Source organism: Tenacibaculum sp. IMCC1, from assembly GCF_054906355.1.
Map to the genome: position 1 here is coordinate 2,946,333 of NZ_CM142818.1, position 26,479 is coordinate 2,972,811.

Sequence of the window (26,479 nt, forward strand, 5' to 3'; positions counted from 1 at the left end):
ATAACAAATGTACTATTTTGATTGATGTAAACAAATTTATTTACACTACCGTTTCATTATTAAACTGTTTTTCGTACAAATTCTTATAATAGCCGTCGTGTTTTTTTAATAACTCTATGTGATTTCCTTTTTCGACTATGGATCCTTTGTCCATAACTATAATCATATCAGCCTTTTTAATAGTTGCTAAACGATGAGCAATTACAATAGAAGTTCTATTTTTTGTAATTTCATCCGTAGCATATTGAATCATTTGTTCTGCATGTGCATCAACTGAAGAAGTAGCTTCGTCTAAAATTAAAATACTAGGTTTACTAACATATGCTCGTAAGAAAGCAATTAATTGGCGTTGACCAGATGATAACATACCACCACGTTCTTTTACATTATAATAGTAATTGTTAGGAAGACTCATAATAAATTCATGAATTCCTATTTGTTTAGCGGCAGTTTGTACTTCTTTGAGAGAAATTTTATCATTTTTAAGAGTGATGTTGTTTAAAATACTATCAGAAAATAAAAAAACATCTTGTAATACCACAGCTATTTTTTGACGTAAAGAAGTTATTTTGTAATCTTGAACAGGAATATTGTCAATAGATATTTCACCACTATCTATTTCGTAAAAACGATTTATAAGATTAATTATAGTTGATTTTCCGGCTCCTGTAGCCCCAACAATGGCAACGGTTTGTCCTTTTTTAACACTAAAATTAATACCTTTTAAAATTTCTTCCCCTTTTATATAGCTAAATTTTACATCTTTAAAGTTAATAGCTCCTTGTATGTTGTTAGCAATAATTGATCCATTCTTATCTATAGAGCTCTCTGTGTCTATTATGTTAAAAACACGTTCACCAGCAACAATCCCCATTTGTAACTGATTAAATTTGTCAGCTATTTGTCTTAAGGGTCTAAAAAGCATTTGAGCCATTTTTATAAAACCAATAATGGCACCAACACTTGCAGCTTTGTTTTCAACTACTTGTAAACCACCATACCAAACAATTAAACCTATTGCAATTGAAGATAAAATCTCTGCGATAGGGAAAAAAATAGAATAATACCAAACTGTTTTAACATGTGCTTTTTTATGTTTGTTATTAATATCAATAAAGTTTTTATACTCTATCTTTTCTCTATTAAAAAGCTGAACTATTTTCATTCCCGTAACTCTTTCCTGAACAAAGCTGTTTAGGTTTGCTACTTGGTTTCTTACATCTTGAAAAGTAGATTTTATGGCTATTTGAAATAATTTAGTAGCATAAATTAAAACAGGTAAGGTTGCAAGTGCTATTATTGCTAGTTTCCAATTGGTATATAGCATTACGACTATTACCACAATCATTTTCAAAACATCGCTAACGATCATAAAAACACCTTGTGTAAAAAAATTAGCAATAGTTTCTATATCAGAAACAACACGAGTTACTAATTTTCCAACTGAAGAGTTATCAAAATATCCCATTTTAAATTGGAGTATTTTTCTAAAAGTGATAGCTCTTATGTCTCTAATAATATGTTGTCCAACCCAGTTAGCGTAGTAAATAAAACTAAATTGGAAAAAGACTTGAATTAATAAAACCACAATCATGGCTATTGTGAAATACAATAGTCTAGAAAAATCTTTGTTTGTAATAAAGTCATCTATGGCTGCCATTAAAATGACAGGGGTTAGCACAGCAAATCCTGCTAGTAAAATAGTAGATAATGCTGCAATTATAAATCGTATGCGATACTTTTTTGCAAAACTCATTAGTCGTGCAAAAATTTTAATATCGAATGCTTTTCCTGTTGTTTTACTCACTATATATATTCGTATTTTACTTTTGTTAAAAATAAACCTTTTGCAGGAACAGATACGCCTGCTTTACTTCGATTTTTACTTTCTATAATTTTTTTGAAATCATTTACAGTTATTTTTTCTAAACCAACGTCAATTAAAGTTCCAACAATAGCACGAACCATGTTTCTTAAAAAACGATTGGCACTGATATGAAACGTTAACTCATTACCATTTTTAATCCATTTAGCATTGGTTACAGTACAGTTAAATGTATGTACATCTGTCTTTACTTTTGAAAAGCATTCAAAATTTTCATAATCATATAAAGTTGCAGCGGCTTTATTCATTAACTCTATATTTAATTGCTGGTGGTGTAATTGCCAAGTAGTATTTAATAAAAAAGGATTTCTACCTAGCCAAATTTTGTACTCATAGCTTCTACTAAGTGCATCAAAACGAGCATGAGCATCGTTATGTACTAGTTGAGTATTAAAGATAACGATGTCATTAGGTAAAATAGCGTTTAACTTGTAGGTGAAATTACTGTTTAGTGGGGTTTCTACATCAAAATGAGCAAACATTTGAGATGCATGCACGCCAGCATCTGTTCTTCCTGCACCTACGATAATTATTTCTTTTCTTAAAATAGTGCTAATAGCCTTATTTATTTTTTCTTGAACGGATATTGCGTGTGGTTGTATTTGCCATCCGTGATAATTTTTTCCGTTGTATGCTAATTCAATGAAATACCTCAAGAAGTGTAAAGATTTTAAATAGCTAAATTATAAAATTATAACTTGAAATGTACTAGATATGAGGTAAAATAATGTTTTAAGTTTTGCTAAAATACTTATAAGTTAATAATGTGTTGGTTTGATTTTTATTAGTTTTGTTTCAATGAAGAAAATTTTATTACTTTCCGATACACATAGTTTTATAGATGAACAAATTTTAAAGTTTGTAAAACAAGCTGATGAGGTTTGGCATGCAGGTGATATTGGAAACCTACAAGTTACTGATAGTATAAAAAAGCTAAAACCACTGAGAGCAGTATATGGAAATATTGATGATAAAAGTGCTCGGGCAGAATTTCCGTTAGATAATAAATTTATAATAGATGGCGTTTCGGTTTGGATAACTCATATTGGAGGCTATCCGAATAAATATAATCAAAGGGTTCGAGAAGAGTTAAAAAGTAATACACCACAACTGTTTATTTGTGGACATTCGCATATATTAAAAGTTCAGTATGATAAGAAGCTGAATTTGTTACATTTAAATCCAGGAGCAGCAGGAAATCATGGATTTCATAAAGTTAGAACGATGCTACGTTTTGAAATAGATAATAGTAATATAAAAAATATGGAAATTATTGAGTTAGCTAACAGAGGTTAACTTGTTAAAGTTGTTTTCTTTTCTTAATATTGGAACTATAATTTGTATTGTAGTGCCTACATTTATTTGAGACTTTATAGTTAGCTTACCATCCATCATGTGAACTCTAGCTTCAACTTGGTTAAGTCCAATACCATCAGAAAAAGAAGAAGACGAGGTAGAAAATCCTACCCCATCATCCTTAACGAGAACGGTTAGTTGATTCTTCTCTTCTTTTAAATCTATTTGTGCATGTTTGGCTTTACTATGTTTCAAGATATTATTGATTAATTCTTGAATCACATTAAATATTTTTATTTCAAATTCTTGATTATATCTATTGATGTTTTTTGCAGAAACCTCAAGTTTTAATTGGCTATTAGAATATTTTTTAACAACATCTTTAATAGCATATTCTAGCCCAAATTTTAAAAGGATAGAAGAAACTAAGTTGTGAGATAAGTCTCTAACTTTTTGAGAGGCTTCTGAAATAATAGCTTGTGTTTTTTCTATTTCTTGTGGTGTATCTCCGTTAAATTGTTTTTTTGTGGCTGTTAAATGCATATTAGCAGATGAAAGTAAAGCACTAACATTATCGTGTAATATTTCTGCGATAAGTTTTCGTTCAGTTTCTTTTCCGTCAATCGTAGCATTAAGAATCTTAATTTGAGCTTCGGATCTTACTTTCTCAAGGTTTTGTTGTTGTATAAGTTTACTTTCAGATAACTTGAGGCGTAAGTTTTTTTGACGAAGTTTATAGTTATATATAATTACTCCTGAAACAATTAATACTAAAAAACTTAAAGCACCAAAGAGCATAGAGGTTTTAGCTTCTTGTGCTTCTTCTAGTTTACGTTGTTCTTCGACTAAATTAACTTTTTGTTTCTCTAAGTCAACTTTATGTTTTTCAAAAACTCCTTTAACAATTCTTCGCATTTCTCTATCAGTTAAAGTATCTTTTATTATATAGGACTTTTCTTGATATTCATAGGCTTTATAATCTTTCAATAAATACAATGCCCATGCAATATTATAATATATGTCTTGTTTGTGTTTTATTGCATCTAGGCTACTATCGTTTCTTATTATGTTTATTGCTTCAAAATATGTCTTTTTAGCTAATTCATATTTTTTTTCATTCAATATGATATTGGCTAAATTGGTAAGGGCTTTTGATTCTGATAACCTTTTATTATTCTGCCTATGTATTTCAATAGATTTTTTGATGTATTCTTTCGCAAGCTCATAATTTGATTCTTGTATGTAAGTTGCTGAAAGATTATTATATGCTTTTCCTTTTATGTAGGTCAAGTTTTTATTGAGTGGATCTAATTCTGTAATTTTTCTGTAATAAAGTTTAGAGCTGTCTCTGATACCTAGTATAGAATATTGTACACCTATTCTTAGATAGGTATTAGCTAATGTTGTGTCATTCGGAAATTTATTATAATCATTACTGTCGATTAAGGATTTCTTCGTCAAGATTTTTAATGATTGATTAAAGAAATTTAGGGCCTTTTCATGATTGTTTCTTTTTTTGAAAATGTTTCCTATTAGAAACAAACATTTGTATTCCATCTCTAAATTTTTTCCGCTCACTGATTGAGATAAATCTAATAATTGCTCGAGTGCTTTGGAGTACTCTTCATTATTGTACAATTTTAAAGCACTATCATACCTTGAATTTTCATTTGATGGTTTATTTTCCTGAAAATAGACAAAATAATTACATGTTCCTGCTTTTATATATAAAGCAGGAAGAATTATAAAAAAAAGAGAAAATATGTTTTTTCTAAAGTCCAAAATTTTTGATTAAGAGGCTATGTCCCATACTACTTTAGGTTTTTCTACTATGGTAGATTCCTCGCCTCTACTTAAATATTTATGATTTACAAAATTTAACTTAATCAAGTTAGAGGAATTGACCTGTAACTGTCTCGAAAACCTGTTCTCTACTACTGATTCTCCGTTGGCTAAATGCACTTCGTAGGTTTCTGTTTCTTTGTTGTATACGAAGTCTGTAGTTACATTATTATTTACAGTAAAATCTAATTTATAAGTACCATCTCCATTTGCTGTAATACTATACGAATTTAAAAATTCTGTAATTCCTTTAGCAAAGGTAATATTTTCGTCTTCAATGTAAATATTAGTCCTTTTTCCGTTCCTGGTTTCTAGGAAACCAATTTTTAAATGATTGTTTTCAATAGAAAAATCATTAGAGTGTTTTGTAGATGTTTTTTGTGCAGTTTCAGCTAAAATAATCTCTTTAGAATTGTCTGTATTAGTCAATGTAGTTACATCGGTATTATTAGCTGTATTAAAATCAATAGAGTAGGCCCCAGTTGCATCTCTTTTAAGTGTATATGATTGTAATAAACTTTCTGGATTATTCTCTATAACTTCTGCTTCGTTAGAAGAACAAGAAGCAAAAATAACACTAAGACTCAAAGCTAGTAAATAAGGAGTAAAGTTTTTCATGACTTGTATATTTATTGAGATTAGATTTTTTAAAAAATAGCGATGTACTTAGGATAGATGTTAAGAGACGGGGGACAATATCTCTTAGGGGATAAAAGAAAACAAAATGAAGGGGTTTTCTATACTATGTTAAATAACGCGTACATCGCTATTGGGTTTATTATTAGTAGCAGTTGATTAGCGATGCATGAAGTGAATAGACTCGGGGGGCTTCTTCTTAATCTGGGGGACTAAAGAAAATTTGAAGGGTTGATTATGTCTTTACACTATTTTGTTTCTCACAGCATACATCGCTAAACCTACTACATTTTTTACTTTTAATTTTTTATATAAATTACTTCTATATGTTTCTACTGTTTTAATACTAACATTTAGTTTTTTTGCTATTTCACTAGAGCTTTTTTCTTTTGCTATTAATCTTAATACAGCAATTTCCCTCTCGGTTAAATCTCCATGCAAAAACTCTGGTTCATCTTCGTCTTTTGCATCTGAAGCATATAAGTCTAACAACTTTACTTTAATGTCTTCGCTAATGTATTGTATACCATTGTGAACGACTTTTATAGCGTCAATTATTTGCTCATTAGCTCGACTTTTATCAACAAAACCATTGGCTCCTAATGCAATCATTTCTTGAACAAGTTTTGGATCACTCAAACCAGAAAGAATTATTGTTTTAATAGTTGTATTACGTTTTCTAAACGTTTTTAAAACTTCAATACCATCCATTTCAGGCATGTTTATGTCTAAAACTAATACATCAGCTGTGTTTTTTGAAGACCAATTTACTACTTGCTTACCAGTTAAAGAATAGCCTTCAACTTCAATGTTATCTTCAGTATTTAATAAAGCAATGACACCGTCTATTAATATCTTATGGTCATCTGCTATGTGAACTTTTATCTTGTTGTAATTCATGATTGTTATTACAGTTACAAATTTATGAGGTTAAAAGAGTGTGTACAATACACAGTATCCCTAATTGTTTTATTAGTGACTCAGGGAAAACCCTGAGTTTTTTTTAACATTTCTTTAACATTTAAAGCTAGAGGGCTTGAATAGCCTACGGAATCAAAAATAAAAAACCGAGATTTAATTCTCGGTTTTTTTCGCACTAAATATACTAAGATGTTAGGTTTATCGTAATCTATCTACAGATTTTACAAGATCTTCATCCTTCTTAATGGCTCTATTTGCTAAAACTAATAGCAAAATAACAATGATAGGAAAGAACATCCCAATACCTTTCTCAGAAACCAAAGCTTCTCCAGATAATGTTTGTGATAAATAAATCAATAGTCCTAATAAAAAAAGGTTTATCAATATGTTTAACCGGTTTAGTACAAATTGTAACTGACGATTTTTAAATAGAAATATTGTTACAATAGCTACTAAAGCCGAAATAAAAAATAAAACAGGAATACTTTTTTGTAAGATTGAGTTCTCAGAAAATAAATCTAAAACATAAATAGTATTAGTTTGGGAGTTACTCCAAAGACTAACTATAAAAGTCAATCCTCCAGAGATAATTCCTGCTACTAATAGGTATATAGATTGTATTCTTTGTATCATAATTTTTTATCGGGTAGCAAATGTAATACTTCTTTTTTTAAAAAGAAATATTAGAAGTTAAAATATTTGTATATATTTGCCTTGTATGTAACCGCACAAAATTATTATATAGCCCCTATATAATTAGCACTCAAAACAAAACTTAATACAAAACAATTCTTTACAAATAAGGAATTTTAGTAACTTAATTATTTAACGAATGTTCGATATTTCGGAATTAAAAACTAAAAAATTAGCTGATTTACAAGTTATTGCCAAATCAATAGGATTAACAAAGATTAGTCAACTAAAAAAACTAGACTTAGTATACAAAATTTTAGATGCGCAAGCAGAAGCAAGTGCTAATGAGGCTAAACCTAAACCTGCTGCACCTAAAGCAGACAAGCCTAAAAGGAAAAGAATAGCTAAAACAGAAGCTAAAACTACTGCAGAAAATCCAGAAAAGGTTGTTAACGAAACTGAAGTGAAAAAAACTCCAGAAAAAGTAACTCCAGAAAAAAAGGAAGTTGTTAATAAACCTAAGAAAAGGCAAGAAGAGAAGAAGCAAGTTCAAGCTTCAGAGGATAAAAAGCAACAACCTCAACAGCAAAAGCAGCAGCATAATAAAAACCACAATAATAGAGGTAATAAGCATAATAAAAACCAGAATACTAATAAGCAGCATCATAAAAGTGGTAATAAGTACCGTGACCCTGATTTTGAGTTTGATGGTATTATTGAAAGTGAAGGTGTCTTAGAAATGATGCCTGATGGATATGGTTTTTTACGTTCTTCAGATTACAACTATTTATCATCACCTGATGATATTTATGTGTCACAGTCTCAAATAAAGTTATTTGGATTAAAAACAGGTGATACAGTTAGAGGTAACGTACGTCCTCCAAAGGAAGGCGAAAAGTACTTCCCGTTAATTAGAGTATCAAAAATTAATGGATTAAATCCTAACATCGTAAGAGATCGTGTATCTTTTGAACACTTAACACCATTATTTGCTAATGAAAAGTTTAACTTAGCGGAAAAAGGAAGTTCATTATCTACTAGAATTATCGATTTGTTTTCTCCGATAGGAAAAGGGCAACGTGGTATGATTGTGGCACAACCTAAAACGGGTAAAACAGTATTATTAAAAGATGTAGCAAAAGCAATTGCAGCGAATCATCCAGAAGTATATCAAATCGTTTTATTAATTGATGAACGTCCTGAAGAGGTTACCGATATGCAACGTAGTGTACGTGGTGAAGTAGTTGCTTCTACTTTTGATGAACCAGCGGATAAACATGTTCGTGTAGCTAATATTGTGTTAGAAAAAGCAAAACGTTTAGTAGAGTGTGGGCATGATGTTGTAATTTTATTAGATTCTATTACACGTTTGGCAAGAGCTTACAACACGGTAGCACCAGCATCTGGTAAGATTTTATCAGGAGGTATTGATGCTAATGCATTACACAAACCAAAACGTTTCTTTGGGGCAGCTCGTAACATTGAAAATGGAGGTTCTTTAACTATTATTGCTACTGCGCTTACTGAAACTGGTTCGAAAATGGACGAGGTTATCTTTGAAGAATTCAAAGGTACGGGTAATATGGAGTTACAATTAGAGCGTAATATTGCTAATCGCAGAATTTATCCTGCAATTGACTTAATTAAGTCGAGTACACGTCGTGATGATTTATTATTAGATGAAAAGACTGTACAACGTATGTGGGTATTACGTAAGTATTTAGCTGATATGAACCCTATAGAAGCGATGGAGTTTATTCAAGACAGAATTAAAAGATCTTTAAATAACGAGGAGTTCTTGATTTCAATGAACGGATAGTCGTTAGTTTATATAAAATAAAAAAATCCCGCTAGATGTGGGATTTTTTTATTTTGGATATATCACAAAGTCTAATGGAACGTCAAACTTATGAGTATCTTTTATCTTTTTGATAGGGGGAAAGAAGTTAAGTCCAATGGTACGAGTATCTTCTCTACATTCAGATAAAAATCGATCATAAAAGCCCTTTCCGTAACCAACTCTATAGTTCTGTTCGTCAGAAATTAACATAGGAACAAAAACTAAATCAATATCTTTTACATTAGCTTCTTCCGCATTTATAGGTTCAGGAACTCCAAATTTATTGAGTTCTAGCTCAGTGTCTTTTTCAAAATAGAAATGTGAAAGAGTATCATCTTTGAAATTACAACGACTAACAATAATTCTTTTTCCTTTGTCTCTAAAAAAATCGATGATAGGTTGAGTGTCTATTTCATTGAACTTTCGCATGGATAAAAACAAATGTACAGTATGTATATCATTAGTTTGTAACTCGAATATTTGTTGGTAAATGCTCTCTTGTAATTTTTCTTTTTCTGTTTGAGTAAGCGTATTTCTCTTTTGTTTGTATAGTTTTCTAAGGTCAGATTTGAGCATGTTAGCTGATTTTATTTTGATTCATTTTTCGTTGAATTAAGAAAATCACAATTGCAGTAATCGCTGAAGAAGGAATGACTACTTGAGAGAGACTTAACTTAAAGTAATCGGCAGTGAATCCTATTATTACTAGAAGTAAAACTGTTAAGACTATACCGTAAGAAATATAACTCAACGTGGATTTTTTTGAAGTTTTTACAAACTCTTTGTTAAGTATGAATAAGTTTTTTCTTTGTAAAAGACTGTTTTTAAAGTTTGTGATGAATCTATTCCAACAATTTATTTCTGCTTGTGAAACAAACTGATTAGAAGGATCAACAAGTCCTTTTACAAAAACTAGATTGTTGTCAAAAGTTATTTGAAATTGACTTTTCCATTTAAGAGGGTTGAGAACAAGTCCGTTTTTTAACTTTGATCCTTGTTTAAACTCTAATTGAAAAAAGTTTTCTTCACTCTTAAACTTACCTTCTTTAAAATATTCTTTTGTGAGTTTATAGTTTAATTCTGTAGAGTTAGGAGTTATAAGTTCAAAGGAGTATTCTAAACTATCTTGTTCTATCATAAATTTCGGAATTCTTCTTGAAGTTTTTTTGTTAATCCTTTCACTATAAGTTCGTATGAATGGTTAATTAATTCAAAAGCAAAAGTATCAGAAACATCATTGTTCAAAGTAACTGTGTTCCAGTGTTTTTTACTCATATGAAATCCTGGGTTAATACTTTCATATTCAGTTCGTAATTCTAAAGCACGCTCAGGCTCACATTTTAAATTAATTTTAGGTTCATGTTGCTCCCAACTATTTAAACCCGATAAAGCAAACATTTTATTCATTACTTTAAATACTAAAACATTATCATCAAACGGAAAATGTTCCGTTACTCCTTTTTTGGTAATGCAATAGTTATGAAATTCTTCAATATTCATTATTCAATTAAATTTTGAGTTGATTCAGGAATTTTTAAAGCAGTGTAGTCTAGTTTCCATCCAATGGTTTCCACTAAATTTTGCATTAAGGTAACTGCTTCTAGGGCTTCTTTGTTTGCTGTTTGCATTAAATTGCTTTCAGGTATTTTTTGAAGAATGTGTTCTCTCGCTTCTTTATTTACTTCAGTTAAATCTTCAGAACTAAATTTGTTAAGTAATCCGTTTTGAATATCATAGAAACGTAAATTAGGTTCTATTGAAAATACTTCAGGTTGAGGAAATTCAGAAAGAACTAATACTTTTTTCTTAGTATCTGTATGCATTTTTATTTTCCTAAAATCAAAACCAATATGCACTTTAGCATTAATTAGAATAATGGCTTTTTTCTTACTGGTAACAAGTCCTAAAAATTTTTCTTTGGTGTTTTCATGGTGATATATTTCGGCAAATTCTCCTTCAACAGTAATTAATTTAGATACTTTTTTTATTTTATCTAACAAAACTACCGATTGTTTTTCGGTCAAATTTTTTCTTTTTACTGAGGTGAATTTTTTAAAAATATAATAGGATATAATGGCTCCTCCTGCCAAACCTATAAAAAGTAATTCCATAACTACGAATTTACATAAAATAGGTAAAGCATAAAAAAGAATATATAATGTAAGAGTTTTTAAAGACAAAGTGAGCAAAGGAGAGTTATTTTGTATTTTTATTCCCAGAAAGAGCAAGAGTTTATCAGAACTTAATAAAAACTAATCAATGAGGTCAGTAAGTACAACAGAAAAAGAACTAAAAGAGCGTATAAAAGAGTTAACCTGTCTTTATGAGGTAACATCTTTAATAATAAACGCTAATCTTGATCAAGTTGATGTAACTTTAAAAGCAATAACGAAAAGTTTAAAAAAAGCATTACAGTTTCCAAAAAGCACCCAAGTTTTTATCGATATAGAAGAGTATTCTGAAGAGAAAAGTAAAACAAAGAAAGAGCTTTGTATAATTTCAAGTACTATTCTGGTATTTAACATACCTAAAGGAAAAATATCAGCATTTATAAAAGGAAAAGAACTTAAGGATAATCTATATTTAAAAGAGGAAAAAGAATTATTTGATACAGTTGCTATAAAAATAGGGGGACTTTTAGAGCGTATTGAAATAAAGAACAATGAGCTGTCGATGAGGCGTAAAATGGAACACGCCGATCGTTTATCAATCTTAGGAGAATTAACCGCTGGTATTGCCCATGAATTAAATACCCCGCTAGCTAATATTTTAGGTTACTCAGAATTATTGAAAGCAGATATGTCTAGTAATGAAAAGGCTTTGGCAGATGTAGATAAAATTATTCAAAGTACAATTTTTTCAAGAGAAGTAGTAAAAAAACTCATGTATTTTGCTTGTGAAATGCCACAAGAAATGAAAAAAGTAAACATTATTCCGAGTATAAAAGATGCAATAAACTTATTGGATGCTACTTTTAGAAGACAGTCTGTAAAATACCTAGTGAAAGTGGAAGAATCTGAGTTGTGGTTACGGGCAGATACAGTTCAACTTACTCAGATTATTTTCAATCTTATTATTAATGCTATTTACTTTTCACCTAAAGATGGACTGGTGACTATTGAAACATTTCAAACAGATAAAGAAGTGATATTAAGAATTTCTGATGAAGGGATAGGATTAAGTGACGAAGGTCTTGAAAAAGTATTTCAGCCTTTCTATACAACGAAGCCAACAGGAGAAGGAACAGGGTTAGGGTTAAGTGTTGTGCATGGTATTGTATTGAGTCATAAAGGAACAATAACAGCTAAAAATGGCATTGAAAAAGGTGCTATCTTTGAGGTTAGATTACCAAAATAAAAGAAATGCCGTTAAAAAAGGAAAATATATTAATAGTAGATGATGATGTTCATATCTTAGAGTTGTTACATCGACATTTACAATCTTGGAATTATCATACCTACAAGGCAGTATCAGTTAAAGAAGCAGTTACAATTTTAAGAGATACCCCAATTGATTTGCTAATAACCGATTTAAAAATGCCAGAAGTGGATGGCTTTGAGCTTGTAAAATTTGTTTCAGAACACTATCCAAAGTTACCTAAACTTATAGTAACAGGATATCCATCTGTTCAAGATTCATTAGAAGCCATTAAGTCAGGAGTAGTAGCATACCTAACGAAGCCTTTTACAAAAGATGAGTTGAAAACAGCAATGGATGATGCTTTAAAAAAAGCAGAAAAAAGTCATAAAAAAACTACTCAAGAAAAAGAGAAAAAGGACTTTTATGGAGATATGATAGGGGCTTCAGAAAAGATTAATGAAATTTTTCAAATAATAGATCGAGTAAAAAATAATAAAGCAACAGTTTCTATTAAAGGAGAAAGTGGAACAGGTAAAGAGTTAGTGGCTCGTGCAATACATTATGAAGGGAAATTTGCTAAAGGACCATACATAGCGGTAAACTGTGGAGCAATTCCTGAAAATTTATTAGAGTCTGAGTTGTTTGGTTATATAAAAGGCGCTTTTACAGGAGCGGATAGTAACAGGAATGGTTTTTTTCAAGCGGCTAATGGAGGAACTATTTTTTTAGATGAAATAGGAAATGCTTCGTTAAATGTACAATCAAAGTTATTAAGAGCTTTACAAGAAAAAGAAGTGGTGAAGGTTGGAGCTCAAAAAACAGAGAAAGTAGATGTTAGAATTATTGCTGCTACCAACAATGATTTAAAAGAAATGATTCAAAAAGGAACATTTCGAGAAGATTTATTTTATAGGTTGACAGTAGTAGAAATAGAAGTACCACCTTTACGAGAAAGAAAAGAAGATATTTCTATGTTAGTAGAAAAATTTCTGTTTAAATATGGGGTAGAATATAAAGATAGGTTCGTAAAAATAAGCCCTAAAGCCTTAGCTATACTACAAAGATATAATTGGCCAGGTAATATTAGAGAGTTAGAAAATATAATACAACGTGCGGTAATTATGTGTGATCGTATAGTAGAAGTAGAGCATTTACCTGATTCACTAAAGTATAATGTCGATTTTTCTGAGGAAAGATTAATCCCCTTAAAAGAAATGGAAAAACGTCATATACAATATGTATTAAACGCAACTAATAACAATAAAACAAAAGCAGCAAAAATTCTTCAAATAGACCGTAAGACATTACGAGAAAAGCTGAAAGAATAACAAAACTTTTTATGGGTGTTTTTTCTCCACTTGAGGAGAAATTACCCGTTTTTATTTTAAGTAAAAATTTATAAAAACTTCCAGAGCTTCTTGTTTGCAAGGGGTTGGGAGTTTTTCTTTTTTTTGGCATCATTAACGGTATATCATTTGCTTTTAAGAGAGAGAATAAAATAAATATAATTTATGAATGCTAACCCTTTTAATATTTGTCCATCATGTACAGAGATAAATATATGTGTGTTAACCAAATTTAAAGAAAAGGTATGGTCGTGTAGTGAGTATAATGAGGTAGATGTAAAAAAAGAAAAAAAACAGGCAGTCATTATAGAAAAAGAAATGCAAGCTGTATAAAAACAGAAAAAATTAAAAGCAACATAAATTCAAACATAAGTGAGATGACTTTAACTAAGGAATTAAAAAAACCAGTGAAGCGAAAGAATGCTAGAGGGATGGTTGATAATGTACTAGAGCAATTTAATAGTGCGTCTGATCAAATTGGTTTACACCCTAATATTCGTAAAATATTAAGCATTACGAATAACGAAATTATTGTTAATTTTCCTGTAAAGATGGATAATGGAGACGTTGAAATTTTTCAAGGATATCGTGTACAGCATAACAATGCTTTGGGACCATATAAAGGAGGTTTACGTTACCATCCAACGGTAGATATTGATGCAGCCAGAGCATTAGCTATGTGGATGACATGGAAAACATCTCTTGCTGGCTTACCATACGGTGGAGGTAAAGGAGGAATTCAAATAGACCCAGCAAAATATTCAAAAGATGAATTAGAGCGTATTACCAGACGTTTTACGTTTGCATTAGGAGATAATATTGGACCAGAGCATGATATTCCTGCTCCAGATGTTAATACAAACGCTCAAACAATGGCGTGGATGGCTGATACCTATATGAGCACAAAAGCACCAGCTGAACGTTCAATGAATCAACATGTAGTTACAGGAAAACCAATAGGTAGTGGAGGTCTAGAAGGAAGAGACAGAGCTACAGGTTATGGAGTTTTCTTAACCATCAAGTTTTGGGTAGAAGAAAATAACCAAACTTTAGAAGGAAAAACTTTTATTGTTCAAGGGTTTGGAAACGTTGGGTATTGGGCGGCTTACTTTTTAGAACAAGAAGGAGCAAAAATGATAGGGGTTCAAGATGCTTATGGAAGTATTCAAAATACGAACGGAATTAAAGTAGATGACCTTTTCAATTATACAAAAGCTAATAATGGAAGTTTGGTAGAGTACCCAGAATCAATAGCAATAGAGAAGGAAGATTTTTTTGCTACTGACTGTGATATTTGTATACCAGCAGCATTGGGTAATCAGATAACTGAAGATAATGCACACTTAATCAAAGCTAATTTAATAGCTGAAGGAGCAAACGGACCTATAAATGTTGAAGGAGAAAAAATTCTTTTAGAAAAAGGAGTAACAATTATTCCTGATATACTATGTAATTCAGGAGGAGTAATCACTAGTTATTTCGAGTGGCTTCAAAACCGTAACGGAGAGTTGTGGAATATGGAAGAAGTAATTACGCGATTAGACAAGAAGCTAAAAGATTCCTATACTAGAGTTTCAGATTATGCAAAGTTAGAAGGTGTTGATATGCGAAAAGCAGCTTACTGCATAGCGATACAACGTATTGAAAAAGCGTATGTTCAACGAGGTATTTTTCCATAAAAAGGAGTAAAATGAAACACGGAAGTTTAGTTTTAGAGAAAAAAGAGTATGTGTACATTAAGAGTTTACTTAATGTTTCAGCGCATACCGAAGAAAGTAAAGTACAAACATCATTAGGTAAGTTTGCTGAGGAGTTAAAAACAGCAAAAATTTTAGATGAAGAACAAATGTTTGATGATGTCATACGCTTAAATACTGTTGTGACTATAGCTTCTGGAGATGTTTGGGAAAAAACTATTCAGATTGTAAGACCAACTGAAAAGGATTTGAAAACCAACAAGGTTTCTATTTTAACGCCAATAGGTATAGCTTTATTTGGTTATGCTCTAAATGATGTAGTTCATTGGGATTTACCAGGAGGGAAGAAAGAAGTTAAAATTTTAAAAGTAGTTCAAGAAAAAAAGAACGAAAGTTTCAGCACCTTAATTTAAAGATAAAAAAATGACACTTAATAATCACGGTAGCGATATAGATGTAGTACATAAATACAACCATGTAGAATTAAAAGGATGGGTAGATCAGTTACAGTATATTAATAAAGAGATTGAGAACCTTTTAAGCTTGCATGAATACTCTTTAGTCAATAAAACTATCTCTAAAGAAATACTAGAACTCTTTTCTAAGAGAAAAAAAGTAAATAATGAGCTTTATAAAACTGTTTTATCATATTCAAATACCTATGTAAATGTAGCAGAATGTGACGATATACAGTGCGATATGGCTTATTTAGAAGAGTACGATAGGTTACGTGAGAATTATCAAAATAATTTAGAAGCTTATCAAAAACTTAAAGACAAATTTTTTGATGAAGTCTTATTAAAAGAATAGCATTCTTGTTAAGCAAGTATGTTAGATTTGTAGAGTTAGTTGTAAAACCTTGGAATCATGTAGTTCCAAGGTTTTTTTGTTTTAAAAAAGAAGTACTTATTAATTTTTTATATCATAAAAACTTAGTTCACTTAAAAATTTACTAGGAGAAGTACCAAACTTCTTTTTAAAGGCAGTAGAAAAGTGTTGTGGGTTTTTATAACTTACCTTTTCAGAAACCTCATTTACGGTATGGCCTTTTAATAATAGTTCTTTAGCCTTATTCATTCTTAAATTAGCAATAAATTTAAATACGGTAATACCAAATGTGGTTTTAAACCCTTTTTTTAAGGCATATTCATTGGTGCCAATTTCTTTACATAACAAAGATAAGGTTAGCGGAGATGTATAATTATTAAGTATATATTCATAAACCCTTTCAATTTTATTAGCTTCAGTAGTAGTTAGCTTTGTTGTGTTTTTTTTAGGAGTACTAGGTGTAAACTGATAAAGTTGTAATAAAAGAAGATCTAATATTTTAGAGGTAATATGTATTTTTCGAAAATGATTATCCCATTCAGAGGCAATAACTTCTTTTATCAAAAAATGCATTCTTGAATTTATTAAGCAGTTTTCTGAATTAAGTTTACCAAATTTTTTATCACTAATGATTTTTTTAAAATCATCAAACCTAATATCATCGGGTAAATACTGAATGAAGAATAAAGGAGATAAGTTAAGGCGTACAATAAAAGATTCTGAAGATTCACACTCTAAAAAGCCTTTTGTATTGCTATAAAAGTTAATATTATGTGAGTTAGAGTTAAAAAAATACTTACTTTCTATTTCAGGTATATGTATAGTAAACTTCCCTTTTAAGTTAAATAACATTTCTATACTTTCTCCTTTAATATTAAAAGATATTTTATAGCCTTTTATAGTTTTTATGGAGCCAAAACCTATTTTGAAGTTTTCAAATACATGCTCCTTATACCAACCTTTAAAATTATTTTCATTAAAGTTAGTTACTAAGGTTTTGTAAAAATTATCATTTATATTTTTAATATTAGATAGCTTATCAAAAATAGCTTCTTCATTATTATATATGGTAACCTTCATGCTTTCTTATTCCGTTTAACGTATGTTTTTTATCCGTTTAACGTATCCCCCGATTTTCGAATAAAAATTAGTTTTGCAGAAGACAAAAATAATTTATTTTTATTTAGTCTTAATAAGTAAAATTAGTTTTAACATAAAAAATGACAAAATCGATTTTAGTTATAACTTATAAAAAAAAATAGCATGTTAACAATTATAGGCTGTTTAGCTCTCATAGGTTTTTATTTTTTATACAGTACTTCAAATAGAGCAGATTTAACATTTTATTTACCTCTTCAAAAATGGATTAATGAGAATAAAATAAAAGGAAAGTATATAGGTGTAGTCTTGTTAATTATTGGTTTAACTAGCGCGATTTTATATTTAGGTTTTGGCGCAGGAATATTTTCATATTTAACTCTATTAATGTTAGTGTCAAGTTTAGTTGTTTTAATTGAACCTTTACGCTTTTTAAAATTCTCAATATTAGTTGTTATGATGATTTTATCACTATTACTTGAAGTTTATCTTAAATAATTATGCCAGCAAATAAAAAATATTTGACAAGTTCACCTATCCAGCGTATTGCAAAAATAAGTGCTGGTTTTGTAGGAGGATATGTTGTAACAGAAACCTTTCACATCATGTTAATGACTTTTTTAAACATACCAAATGTAATAATGACACTACGTTTTTTTGGATTTATTATGTGGGCAGTTTTAATGATTTTAGCCTTTTTAGCCAAAAGTGCATGGAAAATATGGGCACTTTATACCCTTGTTAGTCTTCTATTTATTATAGTCATTTACTTAAATAATCCAAATCAATTATAATAAAATATTAAAATACCATTATGGCTAAGAGAGTATATAATATAATGTTTCATACACATACCATTAGTGGTATTGTTATAAGTGCAGCATTATATGTAATTTTTTTTACAGGATCTATTTCTTTTTTAAGAGATGAAATAATAGCTTGGGAAAGAAATGAGCCCGTTGAAAAAAACTTTTTTTTAGAAGGAGATTTTGATGCTTTATTAAATAATTTAGGAGAAGAGTATTACCTAAAAGGTAGAGACATTTCTTTTTATAGAAATATAGAAGGACAAAATGTAATCACCAGAATGGGGCAGTCTAAAGATACATTGGTACCAAAAAAAGAGCCTAAAAGAGCTTTTTTTTATACAAATTTAAAAACCTTTAAAAAAGCAAATTATAACCAAAACTATTCTTTAGGAGAATTTTTTTACAGGCTACATTTTTTTGCACAATTAAATTTTTATGGACGATCTGGGTATGTTTTTGCTGGTTTAATAGCTTTTTTCTTTTTGTTTGCAATTATAACAGGAATTATCGTTCACTGGAAAAAAATAGTACCTAATTTTTACCAATTTCGACCAAAAACCAAATGGAAAACTATTTGGACAGATGCGCATGTTGCACTGGGTGTAATAGGACTACCATATCAGTTTATATTTGCTGTTACAGGCGCATACCTAATTATTGGTTATATGGTAATGCTAGCACCTGTGCAAAACTATATTTTTAATGATAATTCTAAAGCTTTAACAGAAGCATTGAATTACGAAAAAGATATAAATTATGAGTACAAAGCAGTAGAATTAGAAAAAACTATTTCTATTAATGATTTTTTAGTTAGAACTAAAAAAAAATACCCAAGCTTACAATTAAATAGTGTCGAAATATTTAATTATGGAGATGCAAATATGCATGTAAAAGTAGGAGGATACCCAAAGTATAAGGATAACTTTTTAAGCTCAGGATCAATCACATTCAAAGCTTCAGATGGATATATAGTAAAAACAAAAGATTCAAAAAATAGCTTATCATATATAGAAGGAGCTACAAATCTTTTAAAAAGATTACACTTTGGAGATTTTGGTGGTTATGGAATGAAATTAATTTACCTGGTTTTAGGTTTTGTTACCTGTTTTGTAATCATATCTGGTGTACTTATTTGGTTAGTTGCAAGAGATAAAAAAAGCGTACCTAGTTACAAACGTAAATTCAACACTTGGTTAGTAAATATTTATATGGCTATATGTTTAAGCTTATATCCAATAACTGCTCTTGTTTTTATTACCGTTAAATGTTTTTCAAACAGCAATGGAGACAATAGAAAAGTATTTATTTATCAGATATTTTTCTGGGGATGGCTTATACTAAGCTCACTTTTTATCGTAAAAAAAGACAATTACTTTACCAATAAAATATCACTTTTATTAGGAAGTATTTTAGGATTTCTAGTACCTATCTCAAATGGTGCTATTACAGGCAATTGGCTATGGATTTCTTGGCAAAAAGGATATTCACAAATTCTTGTGGTAGATGCTTTTTGGTTGCTACTTTCAATAACATCATTTAGTATTTTCTTCAAAATAAAAAGAAATAAAAAGCTTTAAAAGAATCATCTTAATAATCAGTATTATTTACTCCGTTTAGCGTAGCTAATTATCCGTTTAGCGTATAAAGCTTACAGTTTTATAGGAGTAATTTTGTTTTTAATTTCAATTAAGTCTAAATAAAAACAAAGTGAATATATTTAAGAAATCAATAAGTTTTATAACGATTAACCTTCTATTTTTATTCGTAGGATATACACAATCTAAATTATCCGGAACAGTAGTAGATGCGTGGAAAAAACCAATTCCTGGAGCAACAGTTATTATAAAAGACACGAATAAAGGAGTTTCAACTGATATAAATGGTCATTTTCTTTTTAAAGGTAAGCTTAAAGGAAAATATGTACTTAAAGTTTCTTTTGTAGGCTTTAAAACTAAGGAACTATTTTTTAAGATAGAAGAGGGAGAAGAACTAGTATTATCAATACAATTAGAAGAATCATCAGTAGAGTTAGATGAGGTACTTGTAACAGGAAAAAGTATCGTAAAAAAAGTAAAAGAAAAAGCATATAATGTAGGTGTTGTTGATGCTAAGGCATTACACCATACCTCTCTTGATCTAGGACATGCTTTAGATAGAGTTTCTGGAGTACGAATAAGAGAAAGTGGAGGAGTAGGGTCTCGAATGAATTTTTCTCTTAATGGTTTTAGAGGAAATCAAGTCCGATTTTTTATTGATGGAATACCCATGAATAACTTTGGATCATCTATGCAGATTAATAATGTTCCTGTAAGTTTAGCAGAACGCATAGAAATATACAAAGGTGTTGTACCTATAGGTTTGGGAGCAGATGCATTGGGAGGAGCGGTAAATATTATCACAACAAAACATAAAAAAAGCTACTTAGAAGCTTCGTATTCTTTTGGTTCGTTTAATACTCATAGATCACATGTAAATGCTGTTTATGTAGCAAAATCGGGGTTTACTGCGCAATTAAATGCTTTTCAAAACTATTCTGATAACGATTATAAAGTAAACGTTGATGTATCTGATTTAATTACAGGAGCGTATTTTCCTAATCAAAAAGTAAAACGATTCAATGATACTTATCATAATGAAGTAGTTATGCTTAATACAGGTTTTGTAAATACCAAGTTTGCTGATGAATTATTGTTTGGAATAACTCTAGGACAGAGTTATAGAGAAATACAAACAGGAGCAAGAATGGTAAGTGTTTTTGGAGATTGGCACAGAAGAGGAAATATTATAATGCCCACAATTAAATATAAAAAGGACGACTTTATTATTAAAAACTTAGATTTTAAGTTAAGTGCTAATATAAATTTAGGTGAAGAAAAAAATATTGATACACTACACAGGCGTTATAATTGGTTTGGAGATTTTAAAGAATATGATGGCCCTGGAGGAGAACGTTCGTATTCTTTATATAAATATAAAAACAATGCAGGAACTACTACCGCTAGTTTGAACTATAACTTAAACGAAAAACATAAAATTACTTTTAATAATACTCTTAATACATTTGATAGAGTAGGGCATAATGAGTTAAATCCTGATGATGAAATTTATGAGCACCCTAAAAAAACGATGAAAAACGTCATGGGTCTTGGGTATGATTTCAAAAGTTCAAACTGGAATACTTCAGTTTTTATAAAGAAGTATTATCAAAGAAATGAGTTTGCAGAGGCATATAATCCTAGTGGAAACTCTGGGGATGTAGCTTATAGAAATCGAGCTCATAAATTTAATCATACAGGGTATGGTTTTGCGGCAACATATTTTATAAACGATGATATACAATTAAAAGCTTCTTATGAAAAAAGTTATCGTTTACCAGAAGCAAACGAACTTTTTGGAGATGTAGTTAATTTGGAAGGAAACTTAAGTTTAAGACCAGAAAGTAGTAATAATTATAACCTAGGAGCAAGCTTTTGGATTAGTGATGATGATAAGCAAACTTTCAATTTTAATGTTAATGGTTTTTATAGAAATGCAAAGGATTTTATACGGCAAAAACTCAAAATAAACCAAAGCGAGCATATTATGGACAATTTAGGGAGTGTAACCAACCTAGGTGTAGAAGCAGAGGTAAGATATAACTTTAATAATCAAATCTCTTTAGGAGCAAATGCTACATATCAAAATTTAAGAAATAATACTAAGTATGAAGAAGGAAAAACAGAAGTTAGTATTGTATATAAAGACAGAATACCTAATGAACCATACTTATTTGGTAGTGCAGATGCAAGCTATTCTTTCTCCAAACTATGGAATAAAGAGGATAAACTAAGTATAGCCTATAACTTATTGTTTGTTCATGATTTCTATTTGTATTGGCCTAGTTTAGGAAGTGGTAAGTATGGAGTTCCTGAACAAATAGCGCATGATATAAGTGCTACCTATTCATTTAACAAAAAATTACAGTTTACTTTAGAGTGTAGAAATCTGTTAAACGATAACCTCTATGATAATTTTAGCTTACAAAAGCCAGGAAGAAGTTTCACTGGGAAAATTAAATATACAATCTTTTAAAAACACAAATTATAAATTTAAAATCAATGAAATACAAAAATGTTTATTCAGCTTTATTAATTGCGACCGCAATTTTTACTTCTTGTAGTGATGATGAAAACCCAAAACAAGGAGAAACTCCACAACAAGGAGCTAAATACATAATAACAGTAACACCAAAAGCGTCAGAGGGAGTTGCAGATTATATACTTACAGCAGATAATTTAACCCAAGGAAAAATTAGTATTGTAGGAAACGGTATTGAGCAAGATGGAACATATCGTTATTATGTAACTAGTAATAATAAGTTTTTTAGTCTATTATACGGACAAGGAAACCCAGGTGCAGTAACAACATACCAGTTAAATAATAAAGGAACGTTAGATAAACTGTCTAATTTTCAGTCGGAAACTGTACAAGCATTTGCACCAGTTAAAGACGATTTACTATTAATAAAAATATCAAGAAGTTCTGACTCCCCTATAGCTTCTTGGTACCGTCTTGATACCAGAACATCACAATTTGTAGCCGAAGGACAAATTAATACTAAGGACTTAGCAAATAAGGAAAATGGTGAGTTAGCTTTCTTTACTTGGATAACTCAAGTAGGTGATTATGTGTATTTGCCTTATTTTACAATTAAAGGAAATTCTACAGATAGATTTGGAACGAACTACCCTAACGAAGCCAATATTGCAGTGTATTCTTATCCAGAAATGGAGTATGTAAAAACGATTCATGATGATAGAACTAGTCATATTGGACGTTATTTTAACAATGGTTTGTCTGTAGATGAAAAAGGAGATACATATGCTTTTTCTTCTTCTGTAGCAACAACTAATGGAGAAATAACATCTACAAAACCATCAGCAATAACAAGAATAAAAAAAGGAGAAACAGCATTTGACCAAGCTTTTTATTATAACATTGAAGAAGCTTCAGGTAATAGATATGTTACTTCTCATTTATATTTAGGAAATGGTAAATTTTTAGTAAACTTGCACGATACAGCTTCAAAAGGGACATATAGTTCTGGAAAAGATTTGGCTATTGTAGATGTATATGCAAAAACGTTAACAGATGTAACTGGGCTTCCTACAAAAGAAGAAATAGAAAGTATTGCATCAAAAGGGCATTATGTGTCTAAAGCTGAAGGAATAGTTTATATTGGTATAACAACAAAAAACGGGAGTTATGTTTACAATATAGATGCTAGAACAGCAAAAGCTACACAGGGAATCGAAGTAGAAGGAGGAACGATTACAGCAATTAATAAATTAGATCCTGCAAATTAATATTGTTTTTATTATAGGAGTATTATTAAAATATTTAGTTTATCCAAAAAAACCTTGGTACTTTCCAAGGTTTTTTAATTTTTATACTAATGAAGTCTATACCCTTTTTTAGGAAGGTAAAAGACTAACTAAAATAAGATGTTTTTTTCTTAATAAGAAAACCAATGAGTATCACTACAGAAGTCAACATTAAAATAGCTATTAAGTTTTTTGTTGTTTTCTGTTCTAAAGGTTTAAATATAAAAGTAGGACGACTCTCATAGGTTTCTATTGTGTATTTTTTGCTTTTAAATAAAAGCGGAACAATGTGGTCTCTCCATTTATTGGAGAAAGATACTACTTGTTGTTTATAATTTTCGTAATCGTTAGCTGAGGTTCCAGCAATTTTATTTAAAGCTTCTTGCATGAGAATAGCTGGAGATGTATATTTAAAATAATCAACAACCTGTTGTTGTTTTTTTAAAGCCTTATTATAGTTTAATAATAAAGGAGAAAGTTGTTGTTCAAGTAAATCTTGTGAGGCAAAATAACGATGCCAGAAAGTAAAATTTTTATTTTCTTTATTAGCTAACTCAGGATGATCTCGTAAATACCCATCTAAAATTTCATCTTGTTTTTTCTCAATTTCTCTATTTGCTTCTCTAATCTCATTAATCATATTTAAGCGAGAAGGTGTAGGGTATATAGAGGTACTAATTTGATTAGCAGTTGCAGGAATAACTAAAACAATTAGTAACCACAGACCAATAAGAGATAAAGCATTTTTAGAAGAATTATTGATCTTTAAATTAACAATACCTGCTAGCGAAAACCAAAAAGCTTCGTAAGCAATTAATAACATAATAGTAGCAAATAATTGAGAAAAGTTTAAAAGAGCATTTTTTGTAAAAATTAAAATACAAACTAAAAAAACAACTAAAGAAATACTAGCAAATAAAATAAAACGAAAACCTAATTTTTGAATCAACCACTTTCTAATTGTTAAAGGTTGAGATCCGATAAGCCTTAATGTACCTAGTTCTTTTTCTCGGGATAAAATATTATAGGTAAATGCAATGATTAATAATGGTAGTATGAAAATAAATACAAAAGAAATATCAAACGTACCAAACAATAATTGGACAGGGTTAGCAATTTCTGTATAATCTAGTGCAAAATTATTGCCAAATATGCTTGGCTTCATAAAATGAGTGTATAAATCACTTTGACCTGTAGCAATAAAAGATAGAGGTTGAGCATCCATAGCAACAACCCTAGGGTGTCTTGTACCAACAGTTGAAGGATTGTTAGGGAGCATCCAATAAGGGAGTCCTGTGTCTATACCGTTTTCAATATCAAGAATGTTTTTTAGCATTTTAGTATCACTCTCTACTAAGTTTTGTTTTACTTTAATAATATCGTCGGTACGTTGTTTTACTTTTTTTTGTCCATTATATGTAGCAAAACCTATAAAAGAAAGAAGTATTACAGTTAAAAGTGTAATCCATCCATTTCTAAATAAAATTTTCAATTCGTAATTTATGGTTTGGAAAAACATAATTATAATTTTTTAGAGAAAGTAATTAGTAAATAAAAAGGTACAAGCAACCAAATAAAAAGAATAAAAAAGTTCTTAAAGTTCCAGGTAATGATAGTAGATAAATTTGGAGGATGATATTTAAATTCGGGTAGTTTTGAAAACTTATCAGCTTCGGTTTTGTAGCTCCAATCTCCTGTTTTTGAATTGTTTTTGAAATCATCATTTAAAAACTTCTGAGTACTAACCCTATAACTTTCGGCTGCATCGGTAAAGTTCCAATGCGCTATATAACCAGTATTGGCAATATCCATAGAAAGAATTCTAATAGGTATAAAAGGAGAAATTACGGCTAGTTTTTGATAAGTAGTGTTTTGATTTTCAAAAACCTCTTTTAAAAAACCATAATGTTTTTTGTAAACTCTAGCTTCATGTTCTTCTCCTTTTTGCATTCTGTAAGCATCGTAATTAAAAGGCAGTTGCTGAATACTATCTACACCGTACTCTTTTAATGTTCTTTCTTTTAAAATTTGAGCCTCTTTACTCCATGGATTATGACCATCTAGTCCTTTTTCTTTATCTTGTTTAATGCTAGCTTGAAATTGTTGTTTCGTTGGGTAAGGATGAAAGTCGTTTGCTAAGTTGGTAGCTATTTTCGGTGTAATGAAGCAAAACAGAATCCATAAAGACATATTTACAACTAAAGAAATTCCTGAAGATTTACTAATTGATGATATAAGTATAGTTATGGTAACAATAATCATATAATAAACTAAGTAAGAGGTATAAAGTAGGCTTAAATTGTTCCAACTAAAAAGACCTGTAAAACTGTTGGAAGAAAGGAATATGCCAACAACAAGAAAAACTATTGTATTTAATATGAAAACTGGAATAAAGATAGAAAACCATTTACCTAAAGCTAGTTTTACAGGTGAAACACCTTGACTTTTTAACAAACGTAGTGTATCTAATTCTTTTTCTTTAGTAAAAGTATTGTAGCCCATTAATAATATAAGCAGAGGAATTAAATATAACAGTACAAAGTTGAGAGATAATGTACCAAACCTTGCTAGTTCTGTTTGATCCGAAGCTTCACTATAAGCAGCTTCATTTCTTTTATGAGCTTCTAAGAAAATAGAGTTTCCTGTATATTTATTCACACCATTATCAAATAATGATAAAGCAAACTTAGGTTTAAAAGCATATGTGCCGTAATGAGCAGCAGAGTGAGGATTTTTATCTCCTTGCGTATCCCACATACTCCTTTCCTTTTCTTTAGAAATACTATATTGTTTATTTATAGTTTTAAATTGATTATAACTAGTAATACCAGCAATTAAAAGGAGTATAAGTATTATGATTATTGAAAACCCAAAGCGTCCATCTCTCCGTAGTTCAGTAAGTTCTTTACAAATAATAGTTTTCAT

General features: G+C 29.9%; 26 protein-coding genes. 13 read left to right on the plus strand and 13 right to left on the minus strand.

The window, feature by feature from the left end; genetic code table 11:
* Positions 1–40 precede the first annotated feature (40 nt).
* Positions 41–1,807, minus strand: a complete 1,767-nt coding sequence (locus ACXIHB_RS13700) for an ABC transporter ATP-binding protein (RefSeq protein ID WP_073184669.1) — start codon at positions 1,805–1,807, stop codon at positions 41–43.
* A complete protein-coding gene (truA, locus tag ACXIHB_RS13705; RefSeq protein ID WP_047790212.1) occupies positions 1,807–2,541 on the minus strand; it encodes a tRNA pseudouridine(38-40) synthase TruA in 735 nt (244 codons plus the stop codon). The genes ACXIHB_RS13700 and truA overlap by 1 nt, the downstream gene beginning before the upstream one ends.
* 142 nt (positions 2,542–2,683) lie before the next feature.
* Here truA and ACXIHB_RS13710 point away from each other — a divergent pair, with 142 nt between their 5' ends.
* On the plus strand, positions 2,684–3,181 hold the full coding sequence (locus ACXIHB_RS13710; protein WP_047790211.1) for a metallophosphoesterase family protein: 498 nt from the start codon (positions 2,684–2,686) through the stop codon (positions 3,179–3,181).
* Here the strand turns inward: ACXIHB_RS13710 and ACXIHB_RS13715 are convergent.
* The 4 genes from ACXIHB_RS13715 to ACXIHB_RS13730 all read right to left on the minus strand — a co-directional run bounded on the left by ACXIHB_RS13715 (position 3,164) and on the right by ACXIHB_RS13730 (position 7,213).
* Positions 3,164–4,963 carry a tetratricopeptide repeat-containing sensor histidine kinase gene (locus ACXIHB_RS13715; protein ID WP_253680823.1) on the minus strand — a complete coding sequence of 600 codons (1,800 nt, stop codon included), beginning with the start codon at positions 4,961–4,963 and terminating at the stop codon, positions 3,164–3,166. The genes ACXIHB_RS13710 and ACXIHB_RS13715 overlap by 18 nt on opposite strands.
* Positions 4,964–4,972: 9 nt before the next feature.
* Complete coding sequence (locus ACXIHB_RS13720; protein WP_073184662.1) at positions 4,973–5,641, minus strand: hypothetical protein; 669 nt, start codon at positions 5,639–5,641, stop codon at positions 4,973–4,975.
* Between the two features lie 261 nt (positions 5,642–5,902).
* Positions 5,903–6,559 carry a response regulator gene (locus ACXIHB_RS13725; protein ID WP_073184660.1) on the minus strand — a complete coding sequence of 219 codons (657 nt, stop codon included), beginning with the start codon at positions 6,557–6,559 and terminating at the stop codon, positions 5,903–5,905.
* A 219-nt stretch (positions 6,560–6,778) separates the two neighbouring features.
* Positions 6,779–7,213, minus strand: a complete 435-nt coding sequence (locus tag ACXIHB_RS13730) for a DUF4293 domain-containing protein (protein WP_167714247.1) — start codon at positions 7,211–7,213, stop codon at positions 6,779–6,781.
* 199 nt (positions 7,214–7,412) lie between these two features.
* Between ACXIHB_RS13730 and rho the strand changes: the two genes are divergently transcribed.
* Positions 7,413–9,032, plus strand: a complete 1,620-nt coding sequence (rho, locus tag ACXIHB_RS13735) for a transcription termination factor Rho (protein ID WP_047790207.1) — start codon at positions 7,413–7,415, stop codon at positions 9,030–9,032.
* Positions 9,033–9,080: 48 nt separating this feature from the next.
* Here the strand turns inward: rho and ACXIHB_RS13740 are convergent, their stop codons facing one another.
* From ACXIHB_RS13740 to ACXIHB_RS13755, 4 genes are read right to left on the minus strand one after another with little or no spacing between them, the layout of a single operon-like run.
* The gene (locus ACXIHB_RS13740) at positions 9,081–9,629 is read right to left on the minus strand and encodes a 5-formyltetrahydrofolate cyclo-ligase (protein ID WP_462098476.1); all 549 of its coding nucleotides are present in this window, start codon (positions 9,627–9,629) and stop codon (positions 9,081–9,083) included.
* 1 nt (position 9,630) lies between these two features.
* On the minus strand, positions 9,631–10,191 hold the full coding sequence (locus tag ACXIHB_RS13745) for a hypothetical protein (RefSeq protein ID WP_173359691.1): 561 nt from the start codon (positions 10,189–10,191) through the stop codon (positions 9,631–9,633).
* Positions 10,188–10,553: an MmcQ/YjbR family DNA-binding protein gene (locus ACXIHB_RS13750; protein WP_462098477.1), complete on the minus strand. Its 366-nt coding sequence runs from the start codon at positions 10,551–10,553 to the stop codon at positions 10,188–10,190. The genes ACXIHB_RS13745 and ACXIHB_RS13750 overlap by 4 nt, the downstream gene beginning before the upstream one ends.
* Positions 10,553–11,164 (minus strand): DUF4230 domain-containing protein, encoded by a 612-nt coding sequence (locus ACXIHB_RS13755; RefSeq protein ID WP_047790203.1) that lies wholly within the window; start codon positions 11,162–11,164, stop codon positions 10,553–10,555. Before ACXIHB_RS13755 ends, ACXIHB_RS13750 begins: the two co-directional genes overlap by 1 nt.
* A gap of 148 nt (positions 11,165–11,312) precedes the next feature.
* Between ACXIHB_RS13755 and ACXIHB_RS13760 the strand changes: the two genes are divergently transcribed.
* From ACXIHB_RS13760 to ACXIHB_RS13785, 6 genes are all read left to right on the plus strand, one after another.
* Positions 11,313–12,410, plus strand: coding sequence for a sensor histidine kinase (locus ACXIHB_RS13760; protein ID WP_159615394.1), 1,098 nt, complete (start codon positions 11,313–11,315; stop codon positions 12,408–12,410).
* Between the two features lie 5 nt (positions 12,411–12,415).
* Complete coding sequence (locus tag ACXIHB_RS13765; RefSeq protein ID WP_462098478.1) at positions 12,416–13,741, plus strand: sigma-54-dependent transcriptional regulator; 1,326 nt, start codon at positions 12,416–12,418, stop codon at positions 13,739–13,741.
* 183 nt (positions 13,742–13,924) lie between these two features.
* Positions 13,925–14,092, plus strand: a complete 168-nt coding sequence (locus ACXIHB_RS13770; protein WP_156167091.1) for a hypothetical protein — start codon at positions 13,925–13,927, stop codon at positions 14,090–14,092.
* Positions 14,093–14,136: 44 nt separating this feature from the next.
* The gene (locus tag ACXIHB_RS13775; protein ID WP_047790200.1) at positions 14,137–15,438 is read left to right on the plus strand and encodes a Glu/Leu/Phe/Val family dehydrogenase; all 1,302 of its coding nucleotides are present in this window, start codon (positions 14,137–14,139) and stop codon (positions 15,436–15,438) included.
* An 11-nt stretch (positions 15,439–15,449) separates the two neighbouring features.
* Complete coding sequence (locus tag ACXIHB_RS13780) at positions 15,450–15,869, plus strand: GreA/GreB family elongation factor (protein WP_047790199.1); 420 nt, start codon at positions 15,450–15,452, stop codon at positions 15,867–15,869.
* A 10-nt stretch (positions 15,870–15,879) separates the two neighbouring features.
* Positions 15,880–16,266, plus strand: coding sequence for a hypothetical protein (locus ACXIHB_RS13785; protein ID WP_047790198.1), 387 nt, complete (start codon positions 15,880–15,882; stop codon positions 16,264–16,266).
* A gap of 99 nt (positions 16,267–16,365) precedes the next feature.
* Here the strand turns inward: ACXIHB_RS13785 and ACXIHB_RS13790 are convergent, their stop codons facing one another.
* A complete protein-coding gene (locus ACXIHB_RS13790) occupies positions 16,366–17,364 on the minus strand; it encodes a helix-turn-helix transcriptional regulator (protein WP_253680806.1) in 999 nt (332 codons plus the stop codon).
* Positions 17,365–17,547: 183 nt separating this feature from the next.
* Between ACXIHB_RS13790 and ACXIHB_RS13795 the strand changes: the two genes are divergently transcribed.
* The 5 genes from ACXIHB_RS13795 to ACXIHB_RS13815 all read left to right on the plus strand — a co-directional run bounded on the left by ACXIHB_RS13795 (position 17,548) and on the right by ACXIHB_RS13815 (position 23,536).
* On the plus strand, positions 17,548–17,880 hold the full coding sequence (locus ACXIHB_RS13795) for a hypothetical protein (protein ID WP_239180025.1): 333 nt from the start codon (positions 17,548–17,550) through the stop codon (positions 17,878–17,880).
* Positions 17,881–17,882: 2 nt separating this feature from the next.
* Positions 17,883–18,176: a hypothetical protein gene (locus tag ACXIHB_RS13800; RefSeq protein ID WP_073184632.1), complete on the plus strand. Its 294-nt coding sequence runs from the start codon at positions 17,883–17,885 to the stop codon at positions 18,174–18,176.
* A gap of 20 nt (positions 18,177–18,196) precedes the next feature.
* Positions 18,197–19,768 carry a PepSY-associated TM helix domain-containing protein gene (locus ACXIHB_RS13805; protein WP_462098479.1) on the plus strand — a complete coding sequence of 524 codons (1,572 nt, stop codon included), beginning with the start codon at positions 18,197–18,199 and terminating at the stop codon, positions 19,766–19,768.
* 130 nt (positions 19,769–19,898) lie between these two features.
* Entirely contained in the window at positions 19,899–22,262 is a 2,364-nt protein-coding gene (locus tag ACXIHB_RS13810) for a TonB-dependent receptor (RefSeq protein WP_462098480.1), read from the plus strand.
* A gap of 26 nt (positions 22,263–22,288) precedes the next feature.
* The gene (locus tag ACXIHB_RS13815; RefSeq protein WP_462098481.1) at positions 22,289–23,536 is read left to right on the plus strand and encodes a DUF4374 domain-containing protein; all 1,248 of its coding nucleotides are present in this window, start codon (positions 22,289–22,291) and stop codon (positions 23,534–23,536) included.
* A gap of 124 nt (positions 23,537–23,660) precedes the next feature.
* Here the strand turns inward: ACXIHB_RS13815 and ACXIHB_RS13820 are convergent, their stop codons facing one another.
* Both ACXIHB_RS13820 and ACXIHB_RS13825 read right to left on the minus strand, forming a co-directional pair.
* Positions 23,661–25,073 carry a DUF3526 domain-containing protein gene (locus ACXIHB_RS13820; protein WP_462098482.1) on the minus strand — a complete coding sequence of 471 codons (1,413 nt, stop codon included), beginning with the start codon at positions 25,071–25,073 and terminating at the stop codon, positions 23,661–23,663.
* A gap of 2 nt (positions 25,074–25,075) precedes the next feature.
* A complete protein-coding gene (locus ACXIHB_RS13825; protein ID WP_167714238.1) occupies positions 25,076–26,479 on the minus strand; it encodes a DUF3526 domain-containing protein in 1,404 nt (467 codons plus the stop codon).

Coding starts and splice junctions, on each gene's coding strand:
- ACXIHB_RS13710 (WP_047790211.1), top strand. CDS start 2,684: ATGAAGAAAATTTTATTACTTTCCGATACACATAGTTTTATAGATGAA.
- ACXIHB_RS13720 (WP_073184662.1), bottom strand. CDS start 5,641: ATGAAAAACTTTACTCCTTATTTACTAGCTTTGAGTCTTAGTGTTATT.
- ACXIHB_RS13725 (WP_073184660.1), bottom strand. CDS start 6,559: ATGAATTACAACAAGATAAAAGTTCACATAGCAGATGACCATAAGATA.
- ACXIHB_RS13730 (WP_167714247.1), bottom strand. CDS start 7,213: ATGATACAAAGAATACAATCTATATACCTATTAGTAGCAGGAATTATC.
- rho (WP_047790207.1), top strand. CDS start 7,413: ATGTTCGATATTTCGGAATTAAAAACTAAAAAATTAGCTGATTTACAA.
- ACXIHB_RS13740 (WP_462098476.1), bottom strand. CDS start 9,629: ATGCTCAAATCTGACCTTAGAAAACTATACAAACAAAAGAGAAATACG.
- ACXIHB_RS13745 (WP_173359691.1), bottom strand. CDS start 10,191: ATGATAGAACAAGATAGTTTAGAATACTCCTTTGAACTTATAACTCCT.
- ACXIHB_RS13750 (WP_462098477.1), bottom strand. CDS start 10,553: ATGAATATTGAAGAATTTCATAACTATTGCATTACCAAAAAAGGAGTA.
- ACXIHB_RS13755 (WP_047790203.1), bottom strand. CDS start 11,164: ATGGAATTACTTTTTATAGGTTTGGCAGGAGGAGCCATTATATCCTAT.
- ACXIHB_RS13760 (WP_159615394.1), top strand. CDS start 11,313: ATGAGGTCAGTAAGTACAACAGAAAAAGAACTAAAAGAGCGTATAAAA.
- ACXIHB_RS13765 (WP_462098478.1), top strand. CDS start 12,416: ATGCCGTTAAAAAAGGAAAATATATTAATAGTAGATGATGATGTTCAT.
- ACXIHB_RS13770 (WP_156167091.1), top strand. CDS start 13,925: ATGAATGCTAACCCTTTTAATATTTGTCCATCATGTACAGAGATAAAT.
- ACXIHB_RS13775 (WP_047790200.1), top strand. CDS start 14,137: ATGACTTTAACTAAGGAATTAAAAAAACCAGTGAAGCGAAAGAATGCT.
- ACXIHB_RS13780 (WP_047790199.1), top strand. CDS start 15,450: ATGAAACACGGAAGTTTAGTTTTAGAGAAAAAAGAGTATGTGTACATT.
- ACXIHB_RS13785 (WP_047790198.1), top strand. CDS start 15,880: ATGACACTTAATAATCACGGTAGCGATATAGATGTAGTACATAAATAC.
- ACXIHB_RS13790 (WP_253680806.1), bottom strand. CDS start 17,364: ATGAAGGTTACCATATATAATAATGAAGAAGCTATTTTTGATAAGCTA.
- ACXIHB_RS13795 (WP_239180025.1), top strand. CDS start 17,548: ATGTTAACAATTATAGGCTGTTTAGCTCTCATAGGTTTTTATTTTTTA.
- ACXIHB_RS13800 (WP_073184632.1), top strand. CDS start 17,883: ATGCCAGCAAATAAAAAATATTTGACAAGTTCACCTATCCAGCGTATT.
- ACXIHB_RS13805 (WP_462098479.1), top strand. CDS start 18,197: ATGGCTAAGAGAGTATATAATATAATGTTTCATACACATACCATTAGT.
- ACXIHB_RS13815 (WP_462098481.1), top strand. CDS start 22,289: ATGAAATACAAAAATGTTTATTCAGCTTTATTAATTGCGACCGCAATT.
- ACXIHB_RS13820 (WP_462098482.1), bottom strand. CDS start 25,073: ATGTTTTTCCAAACCATAAATTACGAATTGAAAATTTTATTTAGAAAT.
- ACXIHB_RS13825 (WP_167714238.1), bottom strand. CDS start 26,479: ATGAAAACTATTATTTGTAAAGAACTTACTGAACTACGGAGAGATGGA.